Source organism: Streptomyces sp. NPDC059003 (assembly GCF_042740445.1).
In the GTDB taxonomy this organism is placed as follows: domain Bacteria; phylum Actinomycetota; class Actinomycetes; order Streptomycetales; family Streptomycetaceae; genus Streptomyces.
Genome location: NZ_JBHYJH010000173.1, coordinates 1 through 19,159, shown reverse-complemented (window position 1 = coordinate 19,159; position 19,159 = coordinate 1). Strand labels below are relative to the sequence as shown.

At 71.0% G+C, this 19,159-nt stretch carries 18 protein-coding genes; 12 read left to right on the top strand and 6 right to left on the bottom strand.

Annotated elements, in window-relative coordinates:
- Positions 1-123: 123 nt before the first annotated feature.
- Positions 124-555 carry a DUF3052 domain-containing protein gene (locus tag ACFWZ5_RS37695; RefSeq protein ID WP_384800217.1) on the bottom strand — a complete coding sequence of 144 codons (432 nt, stop codon included), beginning with the start codon at positions 553-555 and terminating at the stop codon, positions 124-126.
- A 418-nt stretch (positions 556-973) separates the two neighbouring features.
- Between ACFWZ5_RS37695 and aceE the strand changes: the two genes are divergently transcribed.
- Together aceE and ACFWZ5_RS37685 are read left to right on the top strand one after the other, a co-directional pair.
- On the top strand, positions 974-3,721 hold the full coding sequence (gene aceE, locus ACFWZ5_RS37690; protein ID WP_384800220.1) for a pyruvate dehydrogenase (acetyl-transferring), homodimeric type: 2,748 nt from the start codon (positions 974-976) through the stop codon (positions 3,719-3,721).
- Between the two features lie 108 nt (positions 3,722-3,829).
- Positions 3,830-4,717, top strand: coding sequence for a potassium channel family protein (locus tag ACFWZ5_RS37685; RefSeq protein WP_384800223.1), 888 nt, complete (start codon positions 3,830-3,832; stop codon positions 4,715-4,717).
- Here the strand turns inward: ACFWZ5_RS37685 and ACFWZ5_RS37680 are convergent.
- Both ACFWZ5_RS37680 and ACFWZ5_RS37675 read right to left on the bottom strand, forming a co-directional pair.
- Positions 4,698-5,108, bottom strand: a complete 411-nt coding sequence (locus ACFWZ5_RS37680) for a peptidase inhibitor family I36 protein (protein ID WP_384800226.1) — start codon at positions 5,106-5,108, stop codon at positions 4,698-4,700. The genes ACFWZ5_RS37685 and ACFWZ5_RS37680 overlap by 20 nt on opposite strands.
- Before the next feature lie 201 nt (positions 5,109-5,309).
- A complete protein-coding gene (locus tag ACFWZ5_RS37675; RefSeq protein ID WP_384800229.1) occupies positions 5,310-6,932 on the bottom strand; it encodes an MFS transporter in 1,623 nt (540 codons plus the stop codon).
- A gap of 153 nt (positions 6,933-7,085) precedes the next feature.
- On the opposite strand from ACFWZ5_RS37675, the gene ACFWZ5_RS37670 reads away from it, so the two are divergent.
- The 3 genes from ACFWZ5_RS37670 to ACFWZ5_RS37660 all read left to right on the top strand — a co-directional run bounded on the left by ACFWZ5_RS37670 (position 7,086) and on the right by ACFWZ5_RS37660 (position 10,170).
- Entirely contained in the window at positions 7,086-7,715 is a 630-nt protein-coding gene (locus ACFWZ5_RS37670) for a TetR/AcrR family transcriptional regulator (protein ID WP_384800232.1), read from the top strand.
- Positions 7,716-8,013: 298 nt separating this feature from the next.
- Positions 8,014-9,225, top strand: a complete 1,212-nt coding sequence (locus ACFWZ5_RS37665; RefSeq protein WP_384800234.1) for an alpha/beta hydrolase — start codon at positions 8,014-8,016, stop codon at positions 9,223-9,225.
- A gap of 75 nt (positions 9,226-9,300) precedes the next feature.
- Positions 9,301-10,170: a DUF4429 domain-containing protein gene (locus ACFWZ5_RS37660; RefSeq protein ID WP_384800237.1), complete on the top strand. Its 870-nt coding sequence runs from the start codon at positions 9,301-9,303 to the stop codon at positions 10,168-10,170.
- Positions 10,171-10,310: 140 nt separating this feature from the next.
- On the opposite strand, the gene ACFWZ5_RS37655 is transcribed toward ACFWZ5_RS37660, so the two are convergent.
- Together ACFWZ5_RS37655 and ACFWZ5_RS37650 are read right to left on the bottom strand one after the other, a co-directional pair.
- Entirely contained in the window at positions 10,311-11,330 is a 1,020-nt protein-coding gene (locus ACFWZ5_RS37655) for an aldo/keto reductase (RefSeq protein ID WP_384800240.1), read from the bottom strand.
- A 7-nt stretch (positions 11,331-11,337) separates the two neighbouring features.
- On the bottom strand, positions 11,338-11,811 hold the full coding sequence (locus ACFWZ5_RS37650) for a MerR family transcriptional regulator (RefSeq protein WP_384800243.1): 474 nt from the start codon (positions 11,809-11,811) through the stop codon (positions 11,338-11,340).
- A 110-nt stretch (positions 11,812-11,921) separates the two neighbouring features.
- Here ACFWZ5_RS37650 and ACFWZ5_RS37645 point away from each other — a divergent pair, with 110 nt between their 5' ends.
- Positions 11,922-12,404, top strand: coding sequence for a GNAT family N-acetyltransferase (locus ACFWZ5_RS37645; RefSeq protein ID WP_384800246.1), 483 nt, complete (start codon positions 11,922-11,924; stop codon positions 12,402-12,404).
- A gap of 19 nt (positions 12,405-12,423) precedes the next feature.
- Positions 12,424-13,239 (top strand): serine hydrolase domain-containing protein, encoded by an 816-nt coding sequence (locus ACFWZ5_RS37640; protein WP_384800249.1) that lies wholly within the window; start codon positions 12,424-12,426, stop codon positions 13,237-13,239.
- A 172-nt stretch (positions 13,240-13,411) separates the two neighbouring features.
- Here the strand turns inward: ACFWZ5_RS37640 and ACFWZ5_RS37635 are convergent, their stop codons facing one another.
- Entirely contained in the window at positions 13,412-14,068 is a 657-nt protein-coding gene (locus ACFWZ5_RS37635) for a pirin family protein (RefSeq protein ID WP_384800252.1), read from the bottom strand.
- A gap of 59 nt (positions 14,069-14,127) precedes the next feature.
- On the opposite strand from ACFWZ5_RS37635, the gene ACFWZ5_RS37630 reads away from it, so the two are divergent.
- The 5 genes from ACFWZ5_RS37630 (at position 14,128) to fabF (ending at position 19,096) form a co-directional block, all read left to right on the top strand.
- Positions 14,128-15,357, top strand: coding sequence for a PucR family transcriptional regulator (locus ACFWZ5_RS37630; RefSeq protein WP_384800255.1), 1,230 nt, complete (start codon positions 14,128-14,130; stop codon positions 15,355-15,357).
- 89 nt (positions 15,358-15,446) lie between these two features.
- Entirely contained in the window at positions 15,447-16,376 is a 930-nt protein-coding gene (locus ACFWZ5_RS37625) for an ACP S-malonyltransferase (RefSeq protein WP_384800258.1), read from the top strand.
- A gap of 16 nt (positions 16,377-16,392) precedes the next feature.
- On the top strand, positions 16,393-17,424 hold the full coding sequence (locus ACFWZ5_RS37620) for a ketoacyl-ACP synthase III (RefSeq protein ID WP_384800261.1): 1,032 nt from the start codon (positions 16,393-16,395) through the stop codon (positions 17,422-17,424).
- A gap of 71 nt (positions 17,425-17,495) precedes the next feature.
- The gene (locus ACFWZ5_RS37615) at positions 17,496-17,744 is read left to right on the top strand and encodes an acyl carrier protein (RefSeq protein ID WP_030358543.1); all 249 of its coding nucleotides are present in this window, start codon (positions 17,496-17,498) and stop codon (positions 17,742-17,744) included.
- 89 nt (positions 17,745-17,833) lie between these two features.
- Entirely contained in the window at positions 17,834-19,096 is a 1,263-nt protein-coding gene (gene fabF / locus ACFWZ5_RS37610; RefSeq protein ID WP_384800264.1) for a beta-ketoacyl-ACP synthase II, read from the top strand.
- Positions 19,097-19,159: the final 63 nt, after the last annotated feature.

Genomic DNA, 19,159 nt, shown 5'->3' with positions numbered 1-19,159 from the left:
GGCTATTCCTAGCCCGTCCGGCGTTTGAGGACGAGCGCGCAGCGCGATCAAGGGCACCCAAGGACACGTGAGGCCCCCGACGGACAATCCGTCGGGGGCCTCACGGGGTCTGCTAGGGGCCAGCTACCGCTTCTTCGCGGCCGCCTTCGGCGTGATCAGCCGGCTCCCGTTCCAGTCCTTGCCCGCGTTGACGCTCTTGGTCTGGGACAGGCCCGCGGTGGTGGCGGCCTCGCCGATCTCGCTCGGCTCGACATAGCCGTCACGGCCGGTCTTCGGCGTCAGCAGGAGGATCTGGCCACCCTCCTCCATGTACGCGATGGCGTCCACCAGCGCATCGGTCAGGTCCCCGTCGTCCTCGCGGAACCAGAGCACCACGGCGTCAGCCACGTCGTCGTAGTCCTCGTCGACGAGCTCGGTGCCGGTGGCCTCTTCGATGGCCTCGCGGAGCTCCTGATCGGCGTCGTCGTCGTAGCCGATCTCCTGGACCACCTGGTCGGGCTGGAAACCCAGCCTTACGGCCAGGTTCGTCTCCGCGTGGTCCGCGGTCGCGCTCACGGCTTGCCTCCTGATCTTGTTACTTGGGAATGCCTTCAGCCACGCGCGTGCGCGCAGCATTGGCCGTAGTCCACACGGGCGGGGCGGATCGCGCAAGTACCCGGCCGTCGAGACCGCCGAAACGGTGACGTTCCCGGCCGTGTCACCGCAACTCCCGCCACACCCGTCGGGCCCGGACGGGCCACGGAATCAGCTTGGCAGGATGGGCGTATCGTTGCGATTTGACCGAGCCTACCCCAGGGCCGCGGGCCGCGGTCACGGTTACCTCTGGGTAGAGATGACGTATCCACGGGGTGGGTAGACGATGGTGAGCGGCGTACGTGCCGGTACGGGTGAGCCCGGGTCGGGCACGGCGCGGCACATGTTCCACAACGAATCCGCTCGCGTGCAGCACGCGACAACACAGCGAAGGAACAGCGTGGCTCCCGGATCCGATCGCAACCCGATCATCATTGGCGGCCTTCCCAGCCAGGTCCCGGACTTCGATCCCGAAGAGACCCAGGAGTGGCTCGACTCCCTCGACGCCGCCGTCGACGAGCGCGGCCGTGAGCGGGCCCGCTATCTGATGCTCCGACTGATCGAGCGCGCGCGGGAGAAGCGCGTCGCCGTGCCGGAGATGCGCAGTACGGACTACGTCAACACGATCGCCACCAAGGACGAGCCGTTCTTCCCCGGCAACGAGGAGATCGAGCGCAAGATCCTGAACGCGACCCGGTGGAACGCGGCGGTGATGGTGTCGCGCGCCCAGCGGCCCGGCATCGGCGTCGGCGGGCACATCGCCACCTTCGCCTCCTCGGCGTCGCTGTACGACGTGGGCTTCAACCACTTCTTCCGCGGCAAGGACCAGGGCGACGGCGGCGACCAGATCTTCTTCCAGGGGCACGCGTCCCCCGGCATCTACGCCCGCGCCTTCCTCCTCGACCGGCTCTCCGAGCGGCAGCTCGACGCGTTCCGGCAGGAGAAGTCGAAGGAGCCGTACGGACTCTCCTCGTATCCGCATCCGCGGCTCATGCCGGACTTCTGGGAGTTCCCGACGGTCTCCATGGGGCTCGGGCCGCTCGGCGCGATCTTCCAGGCGCGGATGAACCGCTACATGGAGGCGCGCGGGATCGCGGACACCTCCGCTTCGCACGTCTGGGCGTTCCTCGGGGACGGCGAGATGGACGAGCCGGAGTCGCTCGGCCAGCTGTCGCTCGCCGCGCGCGAGGGCCTCGACAACCTCACGTTCGTCGTCAACTGCAACCTGCAGCGGCTGGATGGGCCCGTGCGCGGCAACGGCAAGATCATCCAGGAGCTCGAGTCGCAGTTCCGCGGCGCCGGCTGGAACGTCATCAAGCTGGTGTGGGACCGCAGTTGGGACCCGCTGCTCGCCCAGGACCGCGACGGCGTCCTGGTCAACAGGATGAACACGACGCCGGACGGGCAGTTCCAGACGTACGCCACGGAGACCGGCGCGTACATCCGCGACCACTTCTTCGGCGACGACCAACGGCTGCGGTCCATGGTCGAGAACATGACCGACGACCAGATCCTGCACCTGGGCCGCGGCGGCCACGACCACCGGAAGATCTTCGCGGCGTTCTCCGCGGCCAAGGCGCACAAGGGCCAGCCGACGGTGATCCTCGCCAAGACGATCAAGGGCTGGACCCTCGGCCCGAACTTCGAGGGCCGCAACGCGACCCACCAGATGAAGAAGCTGACGGTCGACGACCTGAAGCGCTTCCGCGACCGGCTGCACCTGCCGATCACGGACAAGCAGCTGGAGGACGGCGCGCCGCCCTACTACCACCCGGGCCGCGACTCCGAAGAGATCCAGTACATGCACGACCGCCGCCAGGGCCTCGGCGGGTACGTCCCGACGCGGGTGGTGCGCGCCAAGCCGCTGCAGCTGCCCGACGACAAGACGTACGCGGCGGTCAAGAAGGGCTCCGGGCAGCAGTCGATCGCCACCACCATGGCGTTCGTCAGGCTCCTGAAGGACCTGATGCGGGACAAGGAGATCGGCAAGCGGTTCGTCCTGATCGCGCCGGACGAGTACCGCACGTTCGGAATGGACTCGTTCTTCCCGAGCGCCAAGATCTACAACCCGCTCGGCCAGCAGTACGAGTCCGTGGACCGTGAACTCCTGCTCGCGTACAAGGAGTCGCCGACCGGCCAGATGCTGCACGACGGCATCTCGGAGGCGGGCTGCACGGCGTCGCTGATCGCCGCGGGCTCGGCCTACGCCACGCACGGCGAGCCGCTGATTCCCGTGTACGTCTTCTACTCGATGTTCGGCTTCCAGCGGACCGGCGACCAGTTCTGGCAGATGGCCGACCAGCTGGCGCGGGGCTTCGTGCTCGGCGCGACCGCGGGCCGCACGACCCTGACCGGCGAGGGGCTCCAGCACGCGGACGGGCACTCGCAGCTGCTCGCCTCGACCAACCCGGGCTGCGTCGCGTACGACCCGGCCTTCGGCTTCGAGATCGCCCACATCGTCAAGGACGGCCTGCGCCGCATGTACGGCGAGACGGCCGACGGCAGGCCGGGCGAGGACGTCTTCTACTACCTGACCGTCTACAACGAGCCGATCCAGCACCCGGCCGAGCCCGCCGACGTGGACGTCGACGGCATCGTGAAGGGCATCCACCGCTTCAAGTCCGGTGAGCAGGGCGCCATTGCGGCCCAGATCATCGCGTCCGGCGTCGCGGTGCCCTGGGCCCTGGAGGCGCAGCGGATCCTCGCGTCGGAGTGGAACGTGAAGGCGGACGTCTGGTCGGCGACCTCCTGGAACGAGCTGCGCCGTGAGGCCGTGGAGGTGGAGCGGCACAATCTGCTGCACCCCGAGGAGGAGCAGCGCGTCCCGTACGTGACGCGCAAGCTGTCCGGGTCCGAGGGGCCCTTCGTCGCGGTCTCCGACTGGATGCGCAGCGTGCCGGACCAGATCTCCCGCTGGGTGCCGGGCACCTATCAGTCGCTCGGCGCGGACGGCTTCGGCTTCGCGGACACGCGGGGCGCGGCCCGCCGCTTCTTCCACATCGACGCGCAGTCGATCGTGGTGGCGGTCCTCACCGAGCTGGCCCGCGAGGGCAAGGTGGACCGCTCGGTCCTGAAGCAGGCGATCGACCGCTATCAGCTCCTGGACGTCACGGCGGCCGATCCGGGCTCCGCCGGCGGCGACGCCTAACTCGCACATACCTCACACACCACTCCTGAGGGAGACATAACACCTCATCCGTGCGACGGGTGGCGGACCCCGGGTCCGCCACCCGTCGGCTTTTCCTACGATGCGGTCATGAAGGAACAGTCGGCCGGGTCGGCGCAGACGGCCCAGAACGCCCAGGCGGGGCAGACAGCGCAGACGGCGCAGACCCGTTGGGAACGCCGCACTCAGCGTCCGCTGCTCGCTCTCGCCGTTGCTTTCGCCGTCGCGTACGCGGTGCCGATAGTCCGGCCCGAGGCGAACGAGTCCCTGACGAGCGCCTGCACCATGGTGGAGTGGTTCGTCTGGGGTTCGTTCGCCGCTGACTATCTGGTACGTCTCGCCCTCGCGGACCGCCGGTGGCGGTTCGTGCGGACGCACTGGCTCGATCTGGGTGCCGTGGTCCTCCCGATGATCCAGCCGCTGCGGCTGCTGCGGCTCGTCTCGACGCTGCTGCTCGTGGGCCGACGGGCGCGGATGGCGTCGCAGATCCGCCTGACCACCTATGTCGTGGGGTCGGTGGTGGGTCTGCTGATGTTCGGCTCGCTGGCGGTGCTGTCCGTGGAGCGGGAGTCACCGGACGGCAACATCAAGACCTTGGGCGATGCCGTGTGGTGGTCCTTCACCACGATGACGACGGTGGGCTACGGCGATCACGCGCCGACGACCGGGCTCGGCCGGGTCCTCGCGGTCGGTCTGATGCTGTCGGGCATCGCGCTCCTCGGTGTGGTGACCGCGAACATCGCGGCCTGGTTCATCGCCCGCTTCGACAAGGACGACGTGGAGGAGCGGCGCCAGACGGCGGCCATCGAGGCCCTGACGGCGGAGGTGATGGCGCTGCGCGCGCAGATCAGCTCCTTGTCGGGCGGGGCGGCCGGCGCGGCGGCCGCCGGTTCCGTGCCGCGTCAGGCGTCCGGCGAGGACGCCGTCACCGGCACGGCACGGCCCCCGGAGGCCCCGTTCAGCTCTCCCAGACCTTGAAGGCCCGCACCCGATAAGGCGATTCGGGCACCCAGGTGCCGCCGCCCGGGTAGGTGTCGAACTCGCCCGTCTCGCCGCACTCCGGTGACTGATAGGTGGTGACGGGCCGACCGGTGCGGTTGGCGAGGGCCGCCGCGCTGCCCCCCTCCGGCAGCGCGATACAGCTCTCGATGTCGATACCGGCCAGCTCGTACACCTGTCGGTCGCCCTTGAAGCCCGGCTTCTTCCAGAGGCAGAGCTCGCCGGGTCCGCAGGCGCCGAGCTTCGGCGACGCGGCGCCGACGCGTGTCGGCGGCGCGGTGGCTCCCGCGTGCGTGGGCGTGAGGACGGTCGTGGCGAGTGCGGCCGTGGTGAGCGCCGTGGCGACGGCCGCAGGCATGGTCGTACGCATGTGCATCAACCCCCGTGTCGTTTCGATCACTTGTCGCCACTCTCCGCCGTGGGAGCGGTGGGCCGGAAGGGGTTCCGGAGCGGGTCATCCGGATAGGCGAAAACCCCCCGATGCAACCCGGAGGTCCCGCCCCGGGCCCCCGAGGGGTCCGCCCTGGTGCCGCTCCCACCGCCGTGGGGGGGAGTCCCCTAGATGGGCCCGCTAGATGTGCCCGCCACCGCTCGCGCCCGCCGCGTCCGCGTTCGCGCCGCGCTTGGTCAGCGTGGCGATCAGCGCCGCGAGGACGCCGACCACGCCGGCGACGGCGAAGGCCACGCCCATGCCCGAGATGAACGTGTCGTGGACGGCGCCGGTGATCTTGTCGAAGGTGCTCCCGGTCACGCCGGGGGCCTTGGCCATCTCCTCGGGCACCATCCCGGTCGCGGCGGCCTTGTCGAGGCCGGGCGGCGGGTCGCCCGGCAGGCCCGCGTCCTTCCAGTTGCCCGCCAGGTCACCGTCGACGGTGTTGGACATGACGGCGCCGAGTACCGCCGTACCGAGGCTGCCGCCGACCTGCATGCCGGCCTGCTGGAGGCCGCCCGCGACGCCGGAGAGCTCGAGCGGGGCGTTGCCGACGATGACTTCGGTGGCGCCGACCATGACCGGTGCGAGGCCGAGGCCGAGCAGGGCGAGCCAGACCGACATCGGCAGGGTGCCGGTGTCCCGGTCCAGGGTCGTCATGCCGAACATCGCGACGGCGGTGCTGACCATGCCGCCCACCAGCGGGATGCGCGGCCCGAAGCGGGTGATCAGGGCGCCCGCGACCGGCGAGGAGACGATCATCATGGCGGTCAGGGGCAGCAGGTGCAGTCCGCTGTCGACCGGGCTCATGCCGTGCACGTTCTGCAGGTAGAAGGTCACGAAGAAGAGCCCGCCCATGAAGGCGAACGCCATCAGGACCATGAGGGCCGTGCCCGCCGACAGCGGCACGGACCGGAACAGGCCGAGCGGGATCAGCGGCTCCTTCACCCGGGTCTCCCAGAAGGCGAACAGGGCGAAGCACACGACGGACGCGCCCAGGAACGCCCAGGTCTTGCCGCTGCCCCAGCCCCAGGGGTCACCCGCCTTGATGAGCGCCCAGATCAGGGCGAACATCGCGGCCGAGAGCAGCGCGATGCCGGGGATGTCGAAGGACCGCGGCGCGTTCTCCGCGCGGTGGTCCTTGAGGATCAGCAGGCCGAGGACGAGCGCGACGGCGCCGACGGGCACGTTGATGAAGAACACCGACTGCCAGCTGACGTGCTCGACGAGCACGCCGCCGAGGATGGGGCCGCCCGCGGTGGAGGCGCCGATGACCATGCCCCAGATGCCGATCGCCATGTTGAGCTTCTCGGCCGGGAACGTGGCGCGGAGCAGGCCGAGCGCGGCCGGCATGAGCAGGGCGCCGAAGAGCCCCTGGAGCACGCGGAACGCGATGACCAGCGAGACCGTACCGGACAGGCCGATGGCGCCGGACGCGGCGGCGAAGCCCACGACGCCGATGAGGAAGGTCTGCCGGTGGCCGAAGCGGTCCCCGAGCTTGCCCGCCGTGATGAGGGCGACGGCGAGCGCGAGGAGGTAGCCGTTGGTGATCCATTGGACGTCCGCGAGCGAGGCGCCCAGGTCCTTGGTGATGGCCGGGTTGGCGACCGCGACGATCGTGCCGTCCAGGGCCACCATCATCACGCCGATCGCGACGGAGAACAGGGTCAGCCAGGGGTGGCCGCGAAGTCCCTTGCCCGGGGCCGCGGTTGAGGTCGGCTCCGGCGCCTTGCCCGCCGCGTCGACCGGGGTCTGAGTCGTCATGCGCCGAGCCTAGTGTCAGTCGCTGACACTTGACAAAGAGTTTCACAAGTCAGTGACTGACGTGTAGCTCACAGTCCAGCGGGCCCGCCGCCGGGCCCGCGGGTAGGGTGAGCCAGGCCCCCAGCAGGGCCCACGGCAGGAGAAGGGGACGGCGTGACAAGGCCCGGCTTGCGCGAGCGCAAGAAGCAGCGCACCCGCGACGCGCTGCTGCGCGCCGCGCTGGAGCTGTTCACCACGAAGGGGTTCGAGGAGACGACGGTCGACGAGATCGTCGAGGCGGTCGACGTCTCCCAGCGCACGTTCTTCCGGCACTTCGCCAACAAGCAGGAGACCGCCTTCGCCGTCCCGGAGATGCTGGAGACCCGCTTCCTGGAGGCACTGCGCGAACGCCCCGCCGGCGAGCCGCCGTTCGCGGCCCTGCGCGGTGCCGCGCTCGACTCCTGGGACGCGATGGGCGAGGCCATCGAGGAGGTCGTCCCGGTCGAACTCCACATGCGCGCCTACCAGATGATCGAGTCGACGCCCTCCCTGCTCGCCGCCCATCTGCACCGCTCCACCGAGATGGAGGAGCGCATCGCGGACATCCTCGCCGCGCGGGAGGGGCTCGACCCCGCCGACCCGCGCCCGCGCGTGCTGATCGCCGCGTTCAGCGGGGTCATGCGATCCGCGGGGCGGCTGTGGGCCACGGGCGAGGACATCAGCGTCGCGTCGATGCGCACGACGACGGAGGCGTACCTCAACCAGTTGGGCCCCGCGCTCGCGGAGGACTGGCACCGGAGTTGACGCCGCGCGCCCTCTCCACGGAGAGCGCGCACCTCTCTACGGAGAGCACGCACCTCTTCTACGGAGAGCGGGCGGATCTCTACGTAGAGCAGGCGGATGCCTACGTAGCGCGACGGTCGCACGCCGTGACGCACACGCGCCCCTCGCGCGCCACGCGCACAACCCACCCACACATCGCCCACGGACAGTGACGACGGGGCACGAGATGTGTCTGGTTTGCCACAATTACCCTCCCAGAAACGTGATCTGCCTCACCCCGTGCACGGGAGGCATCGCGCTTCTCCTAGGGTGTCCCGCAGTGACTTCCTTCGACTCATCCCCCCAACTCGGCGTCTGGCGCGCACTGCTCGCGCTCACCGTTGTGTTCGTCATGCTGGCGACCACCGGCTGGACCGCGGTGCGCCAGCACAGAGGCGCCTCGTCGCCGCTCGAAGCCACGCTCGCCGCCTGGGAGCGGGGCCACATCGACGGGCGGCGGCTGCCCGACCCCGACGCCCCCGCGGACCGGCTCGCGCGGTTCTTCGCCTCGCTCACGGCGCACCAGCGCACCCGGCTCGCCGCGCGCTACCCGCTCGCGGTCGGCAACATGAACGGCGCCCCCGTGCAGCTGCGGTACCGCGCCAACCGCATCGCCCTGCAGCAGGCCCGCAGGATCGAGCGGCGCCGCACGCACGACGACCGCCTCTCGCCCGTCGGCAAGCAGGAGGCCGAGCGCAGGATGAAGCGGTTCGGCGTGATGATGCGGCCCGAACGCCAGGTCCTCGCGTTCGACCCGATGGGGTCCGGGCGCATGGCCGAGGTCTTCGGAGACCTCGACCGGGCGTCCCGCGTGTCGGTCGTCGTGCCCGGAGTCGACACGAACGTCCTCACCTTCGAGCGGACGCAGCGCAAGTACGCGGCGCCCGTGGGAATGGCGCGCTCCCTCTACCGCGCCGAACGCACGGCGGACCCCCGCGCGCACACCGCCGTGATCGCCTGGGCGGACTACACCTCGCCCGTCGGCATCGGCGTGGACGCCGCGACCGCCATGCGCGCCGACGACGGCGCGGTCCGCCTCGACTCCCTGGTGCGCGCCCTGCCCGGACGGGCGGGCGTGGCGCTGTACTGCCACAGCTACGGCTCGGTGGTGTGCGGCGTCGCAGCCCACCGCCTGCCGTCCCGGGTCACGGACATCGCGGTCGCGGGCAGCCCCGGCATGCGCGCCGACAACGTCTCGGGGCTCGGCACCCGCGCGCGGATCTGGGCCGCGCGGGACAGCGACGACTGGATCCAGGATGTGCCCAACATGGAACTGGGCGGGATCGGCCACGGCGCCGACCCCGTATCGGGCGGCTTCGGCGCCCGCGTGGTGTCCGCCGACGGAGCGCGGGGCCACACCGGCTATTTCGAGCCGGGCACGGAGAGCCTCAGCAACTTCGCCGAGATCGGCGTCGGTGCCTACGGAGCGGTCCGCTGCGCCGACGGGGACGCGTCCTGCCGAGAGGGCGCATCCGGCGCTGCCGCGGCCTGACGCGCGTAGAAATCGACGCAACAGCGGCCCGCCGCAGGAGAGACGGAGAAGCGCGTGCCGCATACGATGAGCCGCATGGGTGATGTACTGGCCGGTTTTCACGCCGCCTGGGAGTTCGAGTCCGACTCCGTGCTCATCCGCTTCGAACGGGGGATCCGCACGCCGAAGCTGTTCCAGGCTCTCGGCGAGCGCCGCATCCCCCATGAGGCGATCGCGGGGGTCACACAGGCACCGGGAAAGCGCGGGACAACGGTTCTGCAGCTGGTGCCGAGGCCGGGCGCCGACCCGCTGATGGAGGCGGCGGCCGGACAGCTCAAGGACGGCTCGGATCCCTACCGTCTGGTGCTCTCCGCCGAGCGCGAGACGCTCGCCGAGTACTACGCGGACGAGCTGCGCGCCGTGCTCCCCGCGGCGGACCAGGGGCCCGCGGACCGCTTCCTCGTGGCCGCGCCCGAGGCGCCGCTGCAGTTCAAGGCGTACGACGGGAAGGCGTCCTTCGACGGCAAGTCGGTGGCCTTCCGCTGGTTCTGGACGGGGGCATCGTCGGCCAAGTGGAAGGCCGGTGACCAGAGTTTCCCGGTCACCGACCTCAGTGGGGTCGAGTGGCGCTCGCCGGAGGTCTTCGAGGGGCATCTGCGGCTGCTGCGGCGTGAGACGCCGGTGGCGCAGCCCGCGCAGGCCGATCAGGATCCGGCCGCGGTCGTCTTCGGGCTCGGTTACGGGCCGGTGCACGAGTCGTTGCCGTTCGCCGCGGCTGTGCTTGCGGCCGTGCGGGCGTCCGGGGCGGGATCGGGCCCGGGGGCCGGGGCGGGGGCGCCCGCCGTTCGGCGGGATCCCGCCGATATTGCCGAGCGGATTCGGCACTTGGGGGAGCTGCATCAGGCGGGGTTGCTCACGGATGAGGAGTTCACCGCCAAGAAGGCGGAGTTGCTTGCGGAGCTGTAGTGCGGGTGGTCTGTGGGGGGGTGGGATGCGCGGCCCGGCGCGTGCGGGCCGCCCGTGTGCCCACCCGTTCCGCCCTCCGGGCGGACCAGCTGCCCACACGGGCGGCGGCACAATGACGCCCACACGGGCGGCGGTTGGATTTACTCCCGTCCTGCCGACGTGAAGGTCATGTCTGCGTAGCGGTCGCCTGATACGTGGCTTGCTATCGGGTTCAGGAGGGTGAGGTCGGACTCGGTCAGGGTGATGTGGGTGGCGGCCGTGTTCTCCTCTATGCGGGTGCGCTTGCGGGTGCCGGGGATCGGGATGACGTTCAGGCCGTACGTGGTGGCCTGCTGGTGGACCCAGGCGAGGGCGATCTGGCCGGGGGTCGCGCCGTGTGCCGCGGCGACGGTGCGCACGGGCTCCAGGAGCGCGGCGTTGGCGGCCGCGTTGTCCCCGGTGAAGCGGGGCTGCGTGCGGCGGAAGTCGTCCTCGCCGAGCTCCTTGTCGGCGCTGACGAACGAGCCGGTGAGGAAGCCGCGGCCGAGCGGCGAGTACGGCACGAGGGCCACCCCGAGCTCGGCGGCGGCCGGGACGACGGCGCGCTCGATGTCACGGCTGAACAGCGACCACTCCGACTGCAGCGCGGCGATGGGGTGCACGGCGTGGGCGGCCCGCAGCTCGTCGCCGGTGACCTCGCTCAGGCCGAGGTGCTTCACCTTGCCCGCCGCGACGAGCTCCGCCATCACGCCGACCGTCTCCTCGATCGGCACCTTCGGGTCACGGCGGTGCATGTAGTAGACGTCGATGGCGTCCACGCCGAGGCGGCGCAGGCTGGCGTCGACACAGGAGCGGATGTAGTCCGGGTCGTTGCGGATGATCCGCTTCGTCGGGTCGGCCGGGTCCAGGGACAGGGCGAACTTGGTCGCGATGACGACCTCGTCCCGGTGGGCCCTGAAGAAGGGCGCGAGGAACCGCTCGTTCTCGCCCATGGCGTACGCGTCGGCCGTGTCGTAGAACGTGACGCCCAGGTCGAGGGCGCGCTCCAGGGTGGCCCGCGCCTCGTCGGCGTCCGTCGGGCCGTACGCGAAGCTCATGCCCATGCAGCCGAGGCCCTGGACGCCGACGTCCGGGCCCGCCGCGCCGAGCCGCACCGTGGGGATCTTCGGGTCAGAAGTCATGAGTCGGTCAGAACCTCTCCGACGCCCGCCGGGCGTCACCATAGAAGTCGATCTTGTAGTCGAGTACGGCGAGGGTGTCGTGCAGCTCCGCGATGCGGGCGCGGACGTCCCGCCGGGTCTGTTCGAGGAGCTCCTGCCGCTGCGCGAAGGTGTGGTCGCCCGCACGCACCAGCTCGGCGTAGCGCACCATGTCCGCGACGGGCATGCCGGTCAGGCGCAGCTTGCCGACGAACGTGAGCCAGTCCAGGTCGCGGTTGCGGTACCGGCGCTGGCCGGTGTGGGAGCGGTCGATGTGCGGCATCAGGCCGATCCGCTCGTACCAGCGCAGGGTGTGGGCGGTGAGCCCGGTCACCTCGGCGACCTCGCTGATCGTGTAGTGGTCCTGCCCTTCGGGGCGCGGGTGGGGCGGCGGCCTCCTGGCGCAGATCTCCGGCGTGGCCTGGTCCTTCGTGGGTACGGGCGTGGTCTCCATCACCGTCATGACCCCCACGCTAGAACCTTGGAGTGCACTCCAAGCAAGGGGCTCCGGACGAGATCCCCGGCGGAAAAACGGGGCGACGCCCGCGCGCCGCGATCACTACCGTGCGGCTCATGAGTCCCGTACGCCGCGCCACCCCCGACGACGCCGAGGAACTGATCCGGCTGCGCCAGATCATGCTCGACTCCGTGTTCACGACCGACCCGTCCACGCGGTCCGTCACCGACTGGCAGGCCGAGTCCGCGCGCACGGTGCGTCACAGACTCGCCGAACCCGACGGGGACTTCGCGGCGTTCGTCGTCGACCACCCGGACCGGCCCGGCGCGCTCGCCGCCGTGGTCGTCGGCACCCTGGAGTACCGCATCGGGCGCGCCGGCAACCCCCGCGGCCTCGCGGGCTACGTCTTCAGCGTCGCCACGGACCCCGACCAGCGCCGCCGCGGGCACTCGCGCGCCTGTATGGAGGCGCTGCTCGACTGGTTCCGCGAGCGCGGCGCCGTCAGCGTGGACCTCACCGCCTCGCCCGCCGCCGAGCCGCTGTACGCCTCGCTCGGCTTCGTCCGCAAGCCCGACCCCTACATGCAGCTGAAACTGTAGGGCGCTTACGCTCGTACGCATGCAGAGCCTGGCGTTGATCGAGAACTGGCCGGTACCGACCGCTGCCGCCGCCGTCGTCCGCGCGGACGGCACCGTCGCCGGGACCCGCGGGCCCACCGGGCAGCGGTTCGCGCTCGCCTCGGTGACCAAGCCGCTCGCGGCGTACGCGGCGCTCGTCGCGTACGAGGAGGGGGCGATCGAGCTCGACGAGCCCGCGGGGCCCGAGGGGTCGACCGTGCGGCACCTGCTCGCGCACACCAGTGGGCTCGCGTTCGACGAGCACCAGGTGGCGGCCGCGCCCGGGACGCGGCGGCTGTACTCCAACGCCGGGTTCGAGGTGCTCGGCGACCACATCGCCAAGGCGACGGACATTCCCTTCGCGGACTATCTGCGGCAGGCCGTGCTCGAACCCCTCGGCATGGGCTCCACCTCCCTGGAGGGCGCGGGGTCGCCCGCCAAGGACGGGGTGTCGAGCGTGGACGACCTCGTGCGGTTCGCCGCCGAGGTGCAGGCGCCCCGGCTGCTCGACCCCCGGACCGTGGCGATGGCGATGTCCGTGGTGTATCCGGGGCTCAAGGGGGTGCTTCCGGGGTACGGGCATCAGAATCCGAACGACTGGGGGCTCGGGTTCGAGATCCGGGACGGGAAGTCGCCCCACTGGACGGGGGCTTCCTCGTCGCCTCGTACGTTTGGGCACTTCGGGCAGGCCGGGACGTTCTTGTGGGTGGACCCTGATGCCGGTGCCGCGTGTGTTGCGCTGACGGATCGGGCGTTCGGGGCGTGGGCGGTTGAGGTGTGGCCGGTGTTTACGGATGCGGTGCTGGCTGAGCTGTGAGGCTTGGCGACCGTACGTCGGGGTTGCCGTAGGGGGGAGGCGTTGCCCGGCGTTGCGGGGTCCGCCCCTGTGCCCACCCTCCCCCAAGCTCTCGGCTGCGCTCGAGCAGGGGGTACCCCCCTCGCCCTCCGGGCGGACCAGCTGCCCACAGGGGCGGCGGTCGGATCCTGCCCTAGGTCATCTCCCACATCAGCAGTTCCGTCGGGTCCCTGTACGCCAAGGCCTCCAGGTTCTGTTCCGATGTGATGCGGGCCGAGTCGCCCGGGCCCAGTTCTTCCTCGTCCAGGAGGACTTCGCCGCGGATCACGTGGACGTACACGTAAGGCGCTGCCGGGATGGCTGTCCGTTCTCCGGGAGTGAGGCGGCGTACGTGGAGGAGGGCCGCGGCCGACGGGACCGCGTAGGGGGTGGAGTCGGCGATTCCGGGGACGGTCGCGTAGTGCGGGTCGCCGCCGGGCTCGCGGGGGGCCAGCCACATCTGGAGGAAGGTCAGGGGGGCGGGGCCCGCGTTGCGCTCCACGTGGCGGACGCCCGCGCCCGCGCTGAGGTGCTGGACGTCGCCGGGGCGCACCACGGACTCGTGGCCCTCGGAGTCGCGGTGGGTGAGCTCGCCCTCGACCACCCACGTGACGATCTCCGTGTGGCTGTGCGGGTGTTCGTCGAAGCCCGCGCCGGGCGCCAGACGCTCCTCGTTGCAGGCGAGTATCGCGCCGAAGCGGAGGTTGTCGGGCTCGTAGTAGGGCCCGAAGGAGAACGCGTGGTAGGAGTCGATCCCCGCCCCGGGGTCGCCGCCGGGGTACCGCTCGCCGGAGCGCCGCACATCAATCACGACCACCACGTTAGACCCGGCCCCGCACGTCGCCGCCCCGATAAGGCAGTCTTGTCCCCGTGCCCGAACCCTCAGCGAACGAAGCCCCCCAGCAGGACGCAGGTGCCGGACCCGGCCGCGGCGGTCGCGCGCACGCGCACGCCGCGACCCTGAAGCGGCTCGAGAAGTCCTCCGGCAGCCTCGCGGCGCAGGCCATCGCGCGCATGGACGAGACGCTGTCCTGGTACCGGGCGATGCCACCGGAGAACCGGTCCTGGATCGGCCTGGTCGCGCAGGCCGGCATCGCCGCGTTCACCGAGTGGTTCCGGCACCCCGACGCCCCGCAGGCGATCTCGACGGACGTCTTCGGGACCGCGCCGCGCGAGCTGACCCGGGCGATCACGCTGCGCCAGACCGTGGAGATGGTGCGGACCACCATCGAGGTCATGGAGTCCGCCATCGACGAGGTGGCGGCGCCCGGCGACGAGTCGGTGCTGCGCGAGGCGCTGCTCGTGTACGCGCGCGAGATCGCCTTCGCCACCGCGCAGGTGTACGCGCAGGCCGCCGAGGCACGCGGTGCCTGGGACGCGCGTCTGGAGTCGCTCGTCGTGAACGCCGTGCTCTCCGGTGAGGCCGATGAAGGGGCCGTCTCCCGTGCCGCCGCGCTTGGCTGGAATTCGCCGGACCACGTGTGCGTCGTGCTCGGCACCGCGCCCGACGGCGACAGCGAGCTGACCGTCGAGGCCATCCGCCGTGCCGCCCGGCACGCGAAGCTCCAGGTCCTCACGGGTGTGCTCGGCGCGCGCCTGGTCGTCATCGCGGGCGGCAACGACAACCCGCTCGCCGTGGCCAAGGCCCTGATCGGCCCGTACGCGGCGGGGCCCGTGGTGGCCGGCCCCATCGTGCCCGACCTGCTCGCCGCGACCCGCTCGGCGCAGGCCGCCGCCGCGGGCCTGAAGGCCTGCGGTGCCTGGCAGGACGCGCCGCGCCCCGTCCTCGCGGACGATCTGCTGCCCGAGCGGGCGATCGCGGGCGATCCGGCCGCGCGGCAACAGCTGGTGGAGGAGATCTACAGACCGCTGGAGGAAGCGGGCTCCGCGCTCCTGGAGACGCTCAGCGTCTACCTGGAGCAGGCGAGCAGCCTCGAAGGCGCCGCCCGGATGCTCTTCGTGCACCCCAACACCGTGCGCTACCGGCTTCGACGTGTGACTGACGTCACCGGCTGGTCCCCTTCCGATGTGCGCTCGGCCTTCACACTGCGCATCGCGCTGATTCTGGGACGCCTCGCGGACGGTGATCCCCAGGCCTGAGCCTTTGTCGGGCCCCTACAATTCCCTTAGCGGTTCTTCGTCCCTGTCCCCACGGGCGGTTCGTACTGTCCACAAGAGAGAGTGTGAGAGTGCTCGTACTCGTCGCTCCCGGCCAAGGCGCTCAGACGCCCGGCTTCCTGACCCCCTGGCTCGACCTTCCCGGCGCCGCGGACCGCCTCGCCGCCTGGTCGGACGCCATTGGGCTCGATCTCGCCCACTACGGCACGCAGGCGGACGCGGACGCGATCCGCGACACCGCCGTGGCGCAGCCGCTGCTCGTGGCCGCCGGACTGCTGTCTTCCGCGGCACTCGGTGACATCACGCCGGGCGCCGTCGCGGGCCACAGCGTCGGTGAGATCACGGCCGCCGCGTACGCGGGTGTGCTGTCCGAGGACGCCGCGCTCGGCTTCGTGCGCAAGCGCGGCCTCGCCATGGCCGACGCCGCCGCCGTCACGCAGACCGGCATGGCGGCGCTGCTCGGCGGCGACCCCGACGTCACCGTGGCGCACCTGGAGAAGCTCGGCCTGACCCCGGCGAACGTGAACGGCGCGGGCCAGATCGTCGCCGCGGGCACCGCCGAGCAGCTGGCCGCCCTCGCCGAGGACAAGCCGGAGGGCGTCCGCAAGGTCGTCGCGCTGAAGGTCGCGGGCGCGTTCCACACTCAGCACATGGCGCCCGCGGTCGCCGTGCTCGAGGAGGCCGCGCGCGGCCTTGAGGTCGCCGACCCGCGCCTGACGTACGTCTCGAACCGGGACGGCAAGGCCGTCACGAGCGGGGCCGAGGTCGTCTCGCGCCTCGTCGGGCAGGTCGCCAACCCGGTCCGCTGGGACCTGTGCATGGACACCTTCCAGGAGCTGGGTGTCACCGCGCTGATCGAGGTGTGCCCCGGCGGCACGCTCACCGGCCTCGCCAAGCGCGCGCTCAAGGGAGTGAAGACGCTGGCCGTCAAGACGCCGGACGACCTCGACGCCGCGCGTGAGCTCATCGCCGAGACCGCCGCCGACGCGGCGGGTGCCTGAGAAGGAGCCTGGAGCCATGGCGAAGATCAAGCCCAGTCAGGGCGCTCCCTACGCGCGCATCATGGGCGTCGGCGGCTACCGCCCGACCCGTGTGGTGCCCAACGAGGTCATCCTCGAGCGCATCGACTCGTCCGACGAGTGGATCCGCTCCCGCTCCGGCATCGCGACCCGCCACTGGGCCTCCCCCGAGGAGACCGTCTCGGCGATGTCCGTCGAGGCCGCGGGCAAGGCGATCGCCGACGCGGGCATCCGGCCCGAGCAGATCGGCGCGGTGATCGTCTCCACCGTGTCGCACTTCAAGCAGACCCCGGCCATCGCCACGGAGATCGCGGACAAGCTCGGCACGGGCAAGCCCGCCGCGTTCGACATCTCCGCGGGCTGCGCGGGCTTCGGCTACGGCCTCACCCTCGCCAAGGGCATGATCACGGACGGCTCCGCCGAGTACGCCCTGGTCATCGGCGTGGAGCGGCTCAGCGACCTGACCGACCTGGAGGACCGCAAGACGGCCTTCCTGTTCGGTGACGGCGCCGGCGCGGTCGTCGTCGGCCCCTCCAAGGAGCCGCGGATCGGCCCGACCGTGTGGGGCTCCGAGGGCGACAAGTCCGAGACCATCAAGCAGACCGTGTCCTGGGACGAGCTGCACGCCGGCGACCCGTCGAAGCTGCCCGTCGACGACAAGGGCGAGATCAAGTTCCCTGCCATCACGCAGGAGGGCCAGGCGGTGTTCCGCTGGGCCGTGTTCGAGATGGCGAAGGTCGCCCAGCAGGCCCTGGACGTGGCCGGAATCACCGCGGACGACCTGGACGTCTTCATCCCGCACCAGGCCAACATGCGGATCATCGACTCGATGGTGAAGACTTTGAAACTGCCGGAGCACGTCACGGTCGCCCGCGACGTGGAAACCACCGGCAACACGTCGGCAGCCTCGATCCCGCTCGCGATGGAGCGGCTCCTGGCGACCGGCGAGGCGAAGAGCGGCGACACCGCCCTCGTCATCGGCTTCGGGGCGGGTCTCGTGTACGCCGCCACGGTCGTTACCCTCCCCTAGGCACCCGCTACGGATCTTCGGATCCGCGCGGATGCCGTCACACCCTCTGGATAGATACGAAGGAGCGCCTCATGGCCGCCACTGAGAAGGAGATCGTCGACGGTCTCGCGGAGATCGTCAACGAGATCGCCGGCATCCCGGTCGAGGACGTCCAGCTGGACAAGTCCTTCACCGACGACCTGGACGTCGACTCGCTGTCCATGGTCGAGGTCGTCGTCGCCGCCGAAGAGCGCTTCGACGTGAAGATCCCGGACGACGACGTCAAGAACCTGAAGACGGTCGGTGACGCGACCAAGTACATCCTCGAGCACCAGGCCTGAGCCTGGCGGCCAGCAGGCCCTAGCCAGCCGCCACCCGGCGGTGGCGCCGCCGCATCCGCACCTGAACCAACCGTGGAGAGAGAAATCCAGTGAACTCGACCAATCGCACCGTGGTCGTCACCGGTATCGGCGCAACCACACCGCTGGGTGGCGACGCAGCATCGACCTGGGAGGGCCTGCTCGCCGGGCGCTCCGGGATCCGCGTCCTCGACGAGGACTGGGCGACCGACCTGCCGGTCCGCATCGCGGGCCGCATCGCTGTCGAGCCGACCGAGATCATTCCGCGCCCGCAGGCCCGCAAGCTCGACCGCTCGGCGCAGTTCGCGCTCGTCGCGGCCGACGAGGCCTGGAAGGACGCGGGCTTCACCGCCAAGGCGGGCGAGGACACCTCCGTCGACCCCGACCGCCTGGGCGCGGTCATCGCCTCCGGCATCGGCGGCGTCACGACGCTCCTCGACCAGTACGACATCCTGCGCGAGAAGGGCGTACGCCGCGTCTCGCCGCACACGGTGCCGATGCTGATGCCCAACTCGCCCTCGGCGAACGTCGGCATCACGCTCGGCGCCCGCGCCGGGGTGCACACCCCGGTCTCGGCCTGCGCGTCGGGCGCCGAGGCCATCGGCTACGCGATCGAGATGATCCGCACGGGCCGCGCCGACGTCGTCGTCGCGGGCGGCACCGAGGCCGCCATCCACCCGCTGCCGATCGTCGCGTTCGGCAACATGATGGCGATGTCGAAGAACAACGACGACCCGCAGGGCGCCTCCCGCCCCTGGGACGTCGACCGCAACGGCTTCGTGCTCGGCGAGGGCGCGGGCGTGATCGTCCTGGAGTCCGAGGCGCACGCCAAGGCCCGCGGCGCCAAGATCTACGCGGAGGCCGTCGGCCAGGGTGTCTCGGCCGACGCGCACCACATCACGCAGCCCGAGCCGTCCGGCAACGGCATCGCCCGCGCACTGCTCAACCTGGTCGAGAACAACGACCTGAAGCCGTCCGAGATCGCGCACATCAACGCGCACGCGACCTCCACCCCGCAGGGCGACATCGGCGAGATCAAGGCGCTCCGCCAGGCGTTCGGCGACGACGTCGACCACATGGCGATCGCCTCCACCAAGTCGATGACCGGCCACCTCCTCGGTGGCGCGGGCGGCGTCGAGACCGTCGCGACGGTCCTCGCCCTGCACCACCGCATCGCCCCGCCGACCATCAACGTCGACAACCTCGACCCCGAGGTCGACGCGGACATCATCCGCGGCGAGACCAGGGCGCTGCCCGAGGGCACGATCTCGGCCCTGAACGACTCGTTCGGCTTCGGCGGCCACAACGTGGTGCTCGCCTTCCGTTCGGTCTGATCGCGGACCGGCTGCGGACCGGCTTCTGCCGTTACGCCGAAGGGCCCCCGACCTGTGCAGGTC

Excerpts from the sequence above, each read along its gene's own strand:
- ACFWZ5_RS37685 (WP_384800223.1), top strand. The coding sequence starts at position 3,830 with ATGAAGGAACAGTCGGCCGGGTCGGCGCAGACGGCCCAGAACGCCCAG.
- ACFWZ5_RS37620 (WP_384800261.1), top strand. The coding sequence starts at position 16,393 with ATGGCGAAGATCAAGCCCAGTCAGGGCGCTCCCTACGCGCGCATCATG.
- ACFWZ5_RS37650 (WP_384800243.1), bottom strand. The coding sequence starts at position 11,811 with ATGACGGTGATGGAGACCACGCCCGTACCCACGAAGGACCAGGCCACG.
- ACFWZ5_RS37640 (WP_384800249.1), top strand. The coding sequence starts at position 12,424 with ATGCAGAGCCTGGCGTTGATCGAGAACTGGCCGGTACCGACCGCTGCC.
- ACFWZ5_RS37655 (WP_384800240.1), bottom strand. The coding sequence starts at position 11,330 with ATGACTTCTGACCCGAAGATCCCCACGGTGCGGCTCGGCGCGGCGGGC.
- ACFWZ5_RS37660 (WP_384800237.1), top strand. The coding sequence starts at position 9,301 with ATGGGTGATGTACTGGCCGGTTTTCACGCCGCCTGGGAGTTCGAGTCC.
- ACFWZ5_RS37645 (WP_384800246.1), top strand. The coding sequence starts at position 11,922 with ATGAGTCCCGTACGCCGCGCCACCCCCGACGACGCCGAGGAACTGATC.
- ACFWZ5_RS37675 (WP_384800229.1), bottom strand. The coding sequence starts at position 6,932 with ATGACGACTCAGACCCCGGTCGACGCGGCGGGCAAGGCGCCGGAGCCG.
- ACFWZ5_RS37680 (WP_384800226.1), bottom strand. The coding sequence starts at position 5,108 with ATGCGTACGACCATGCCTGCGGCCGTCGCCACGGCGCTCACCACGGCC.
- ACFWZ5_RS37615 (WP_030358543.1), top strand. The coding sequence starts at position 17,496 with ATGGCCGCCACTGAGAAGGAGATCGTCGACGGTCTCGCGGAGATCGTC.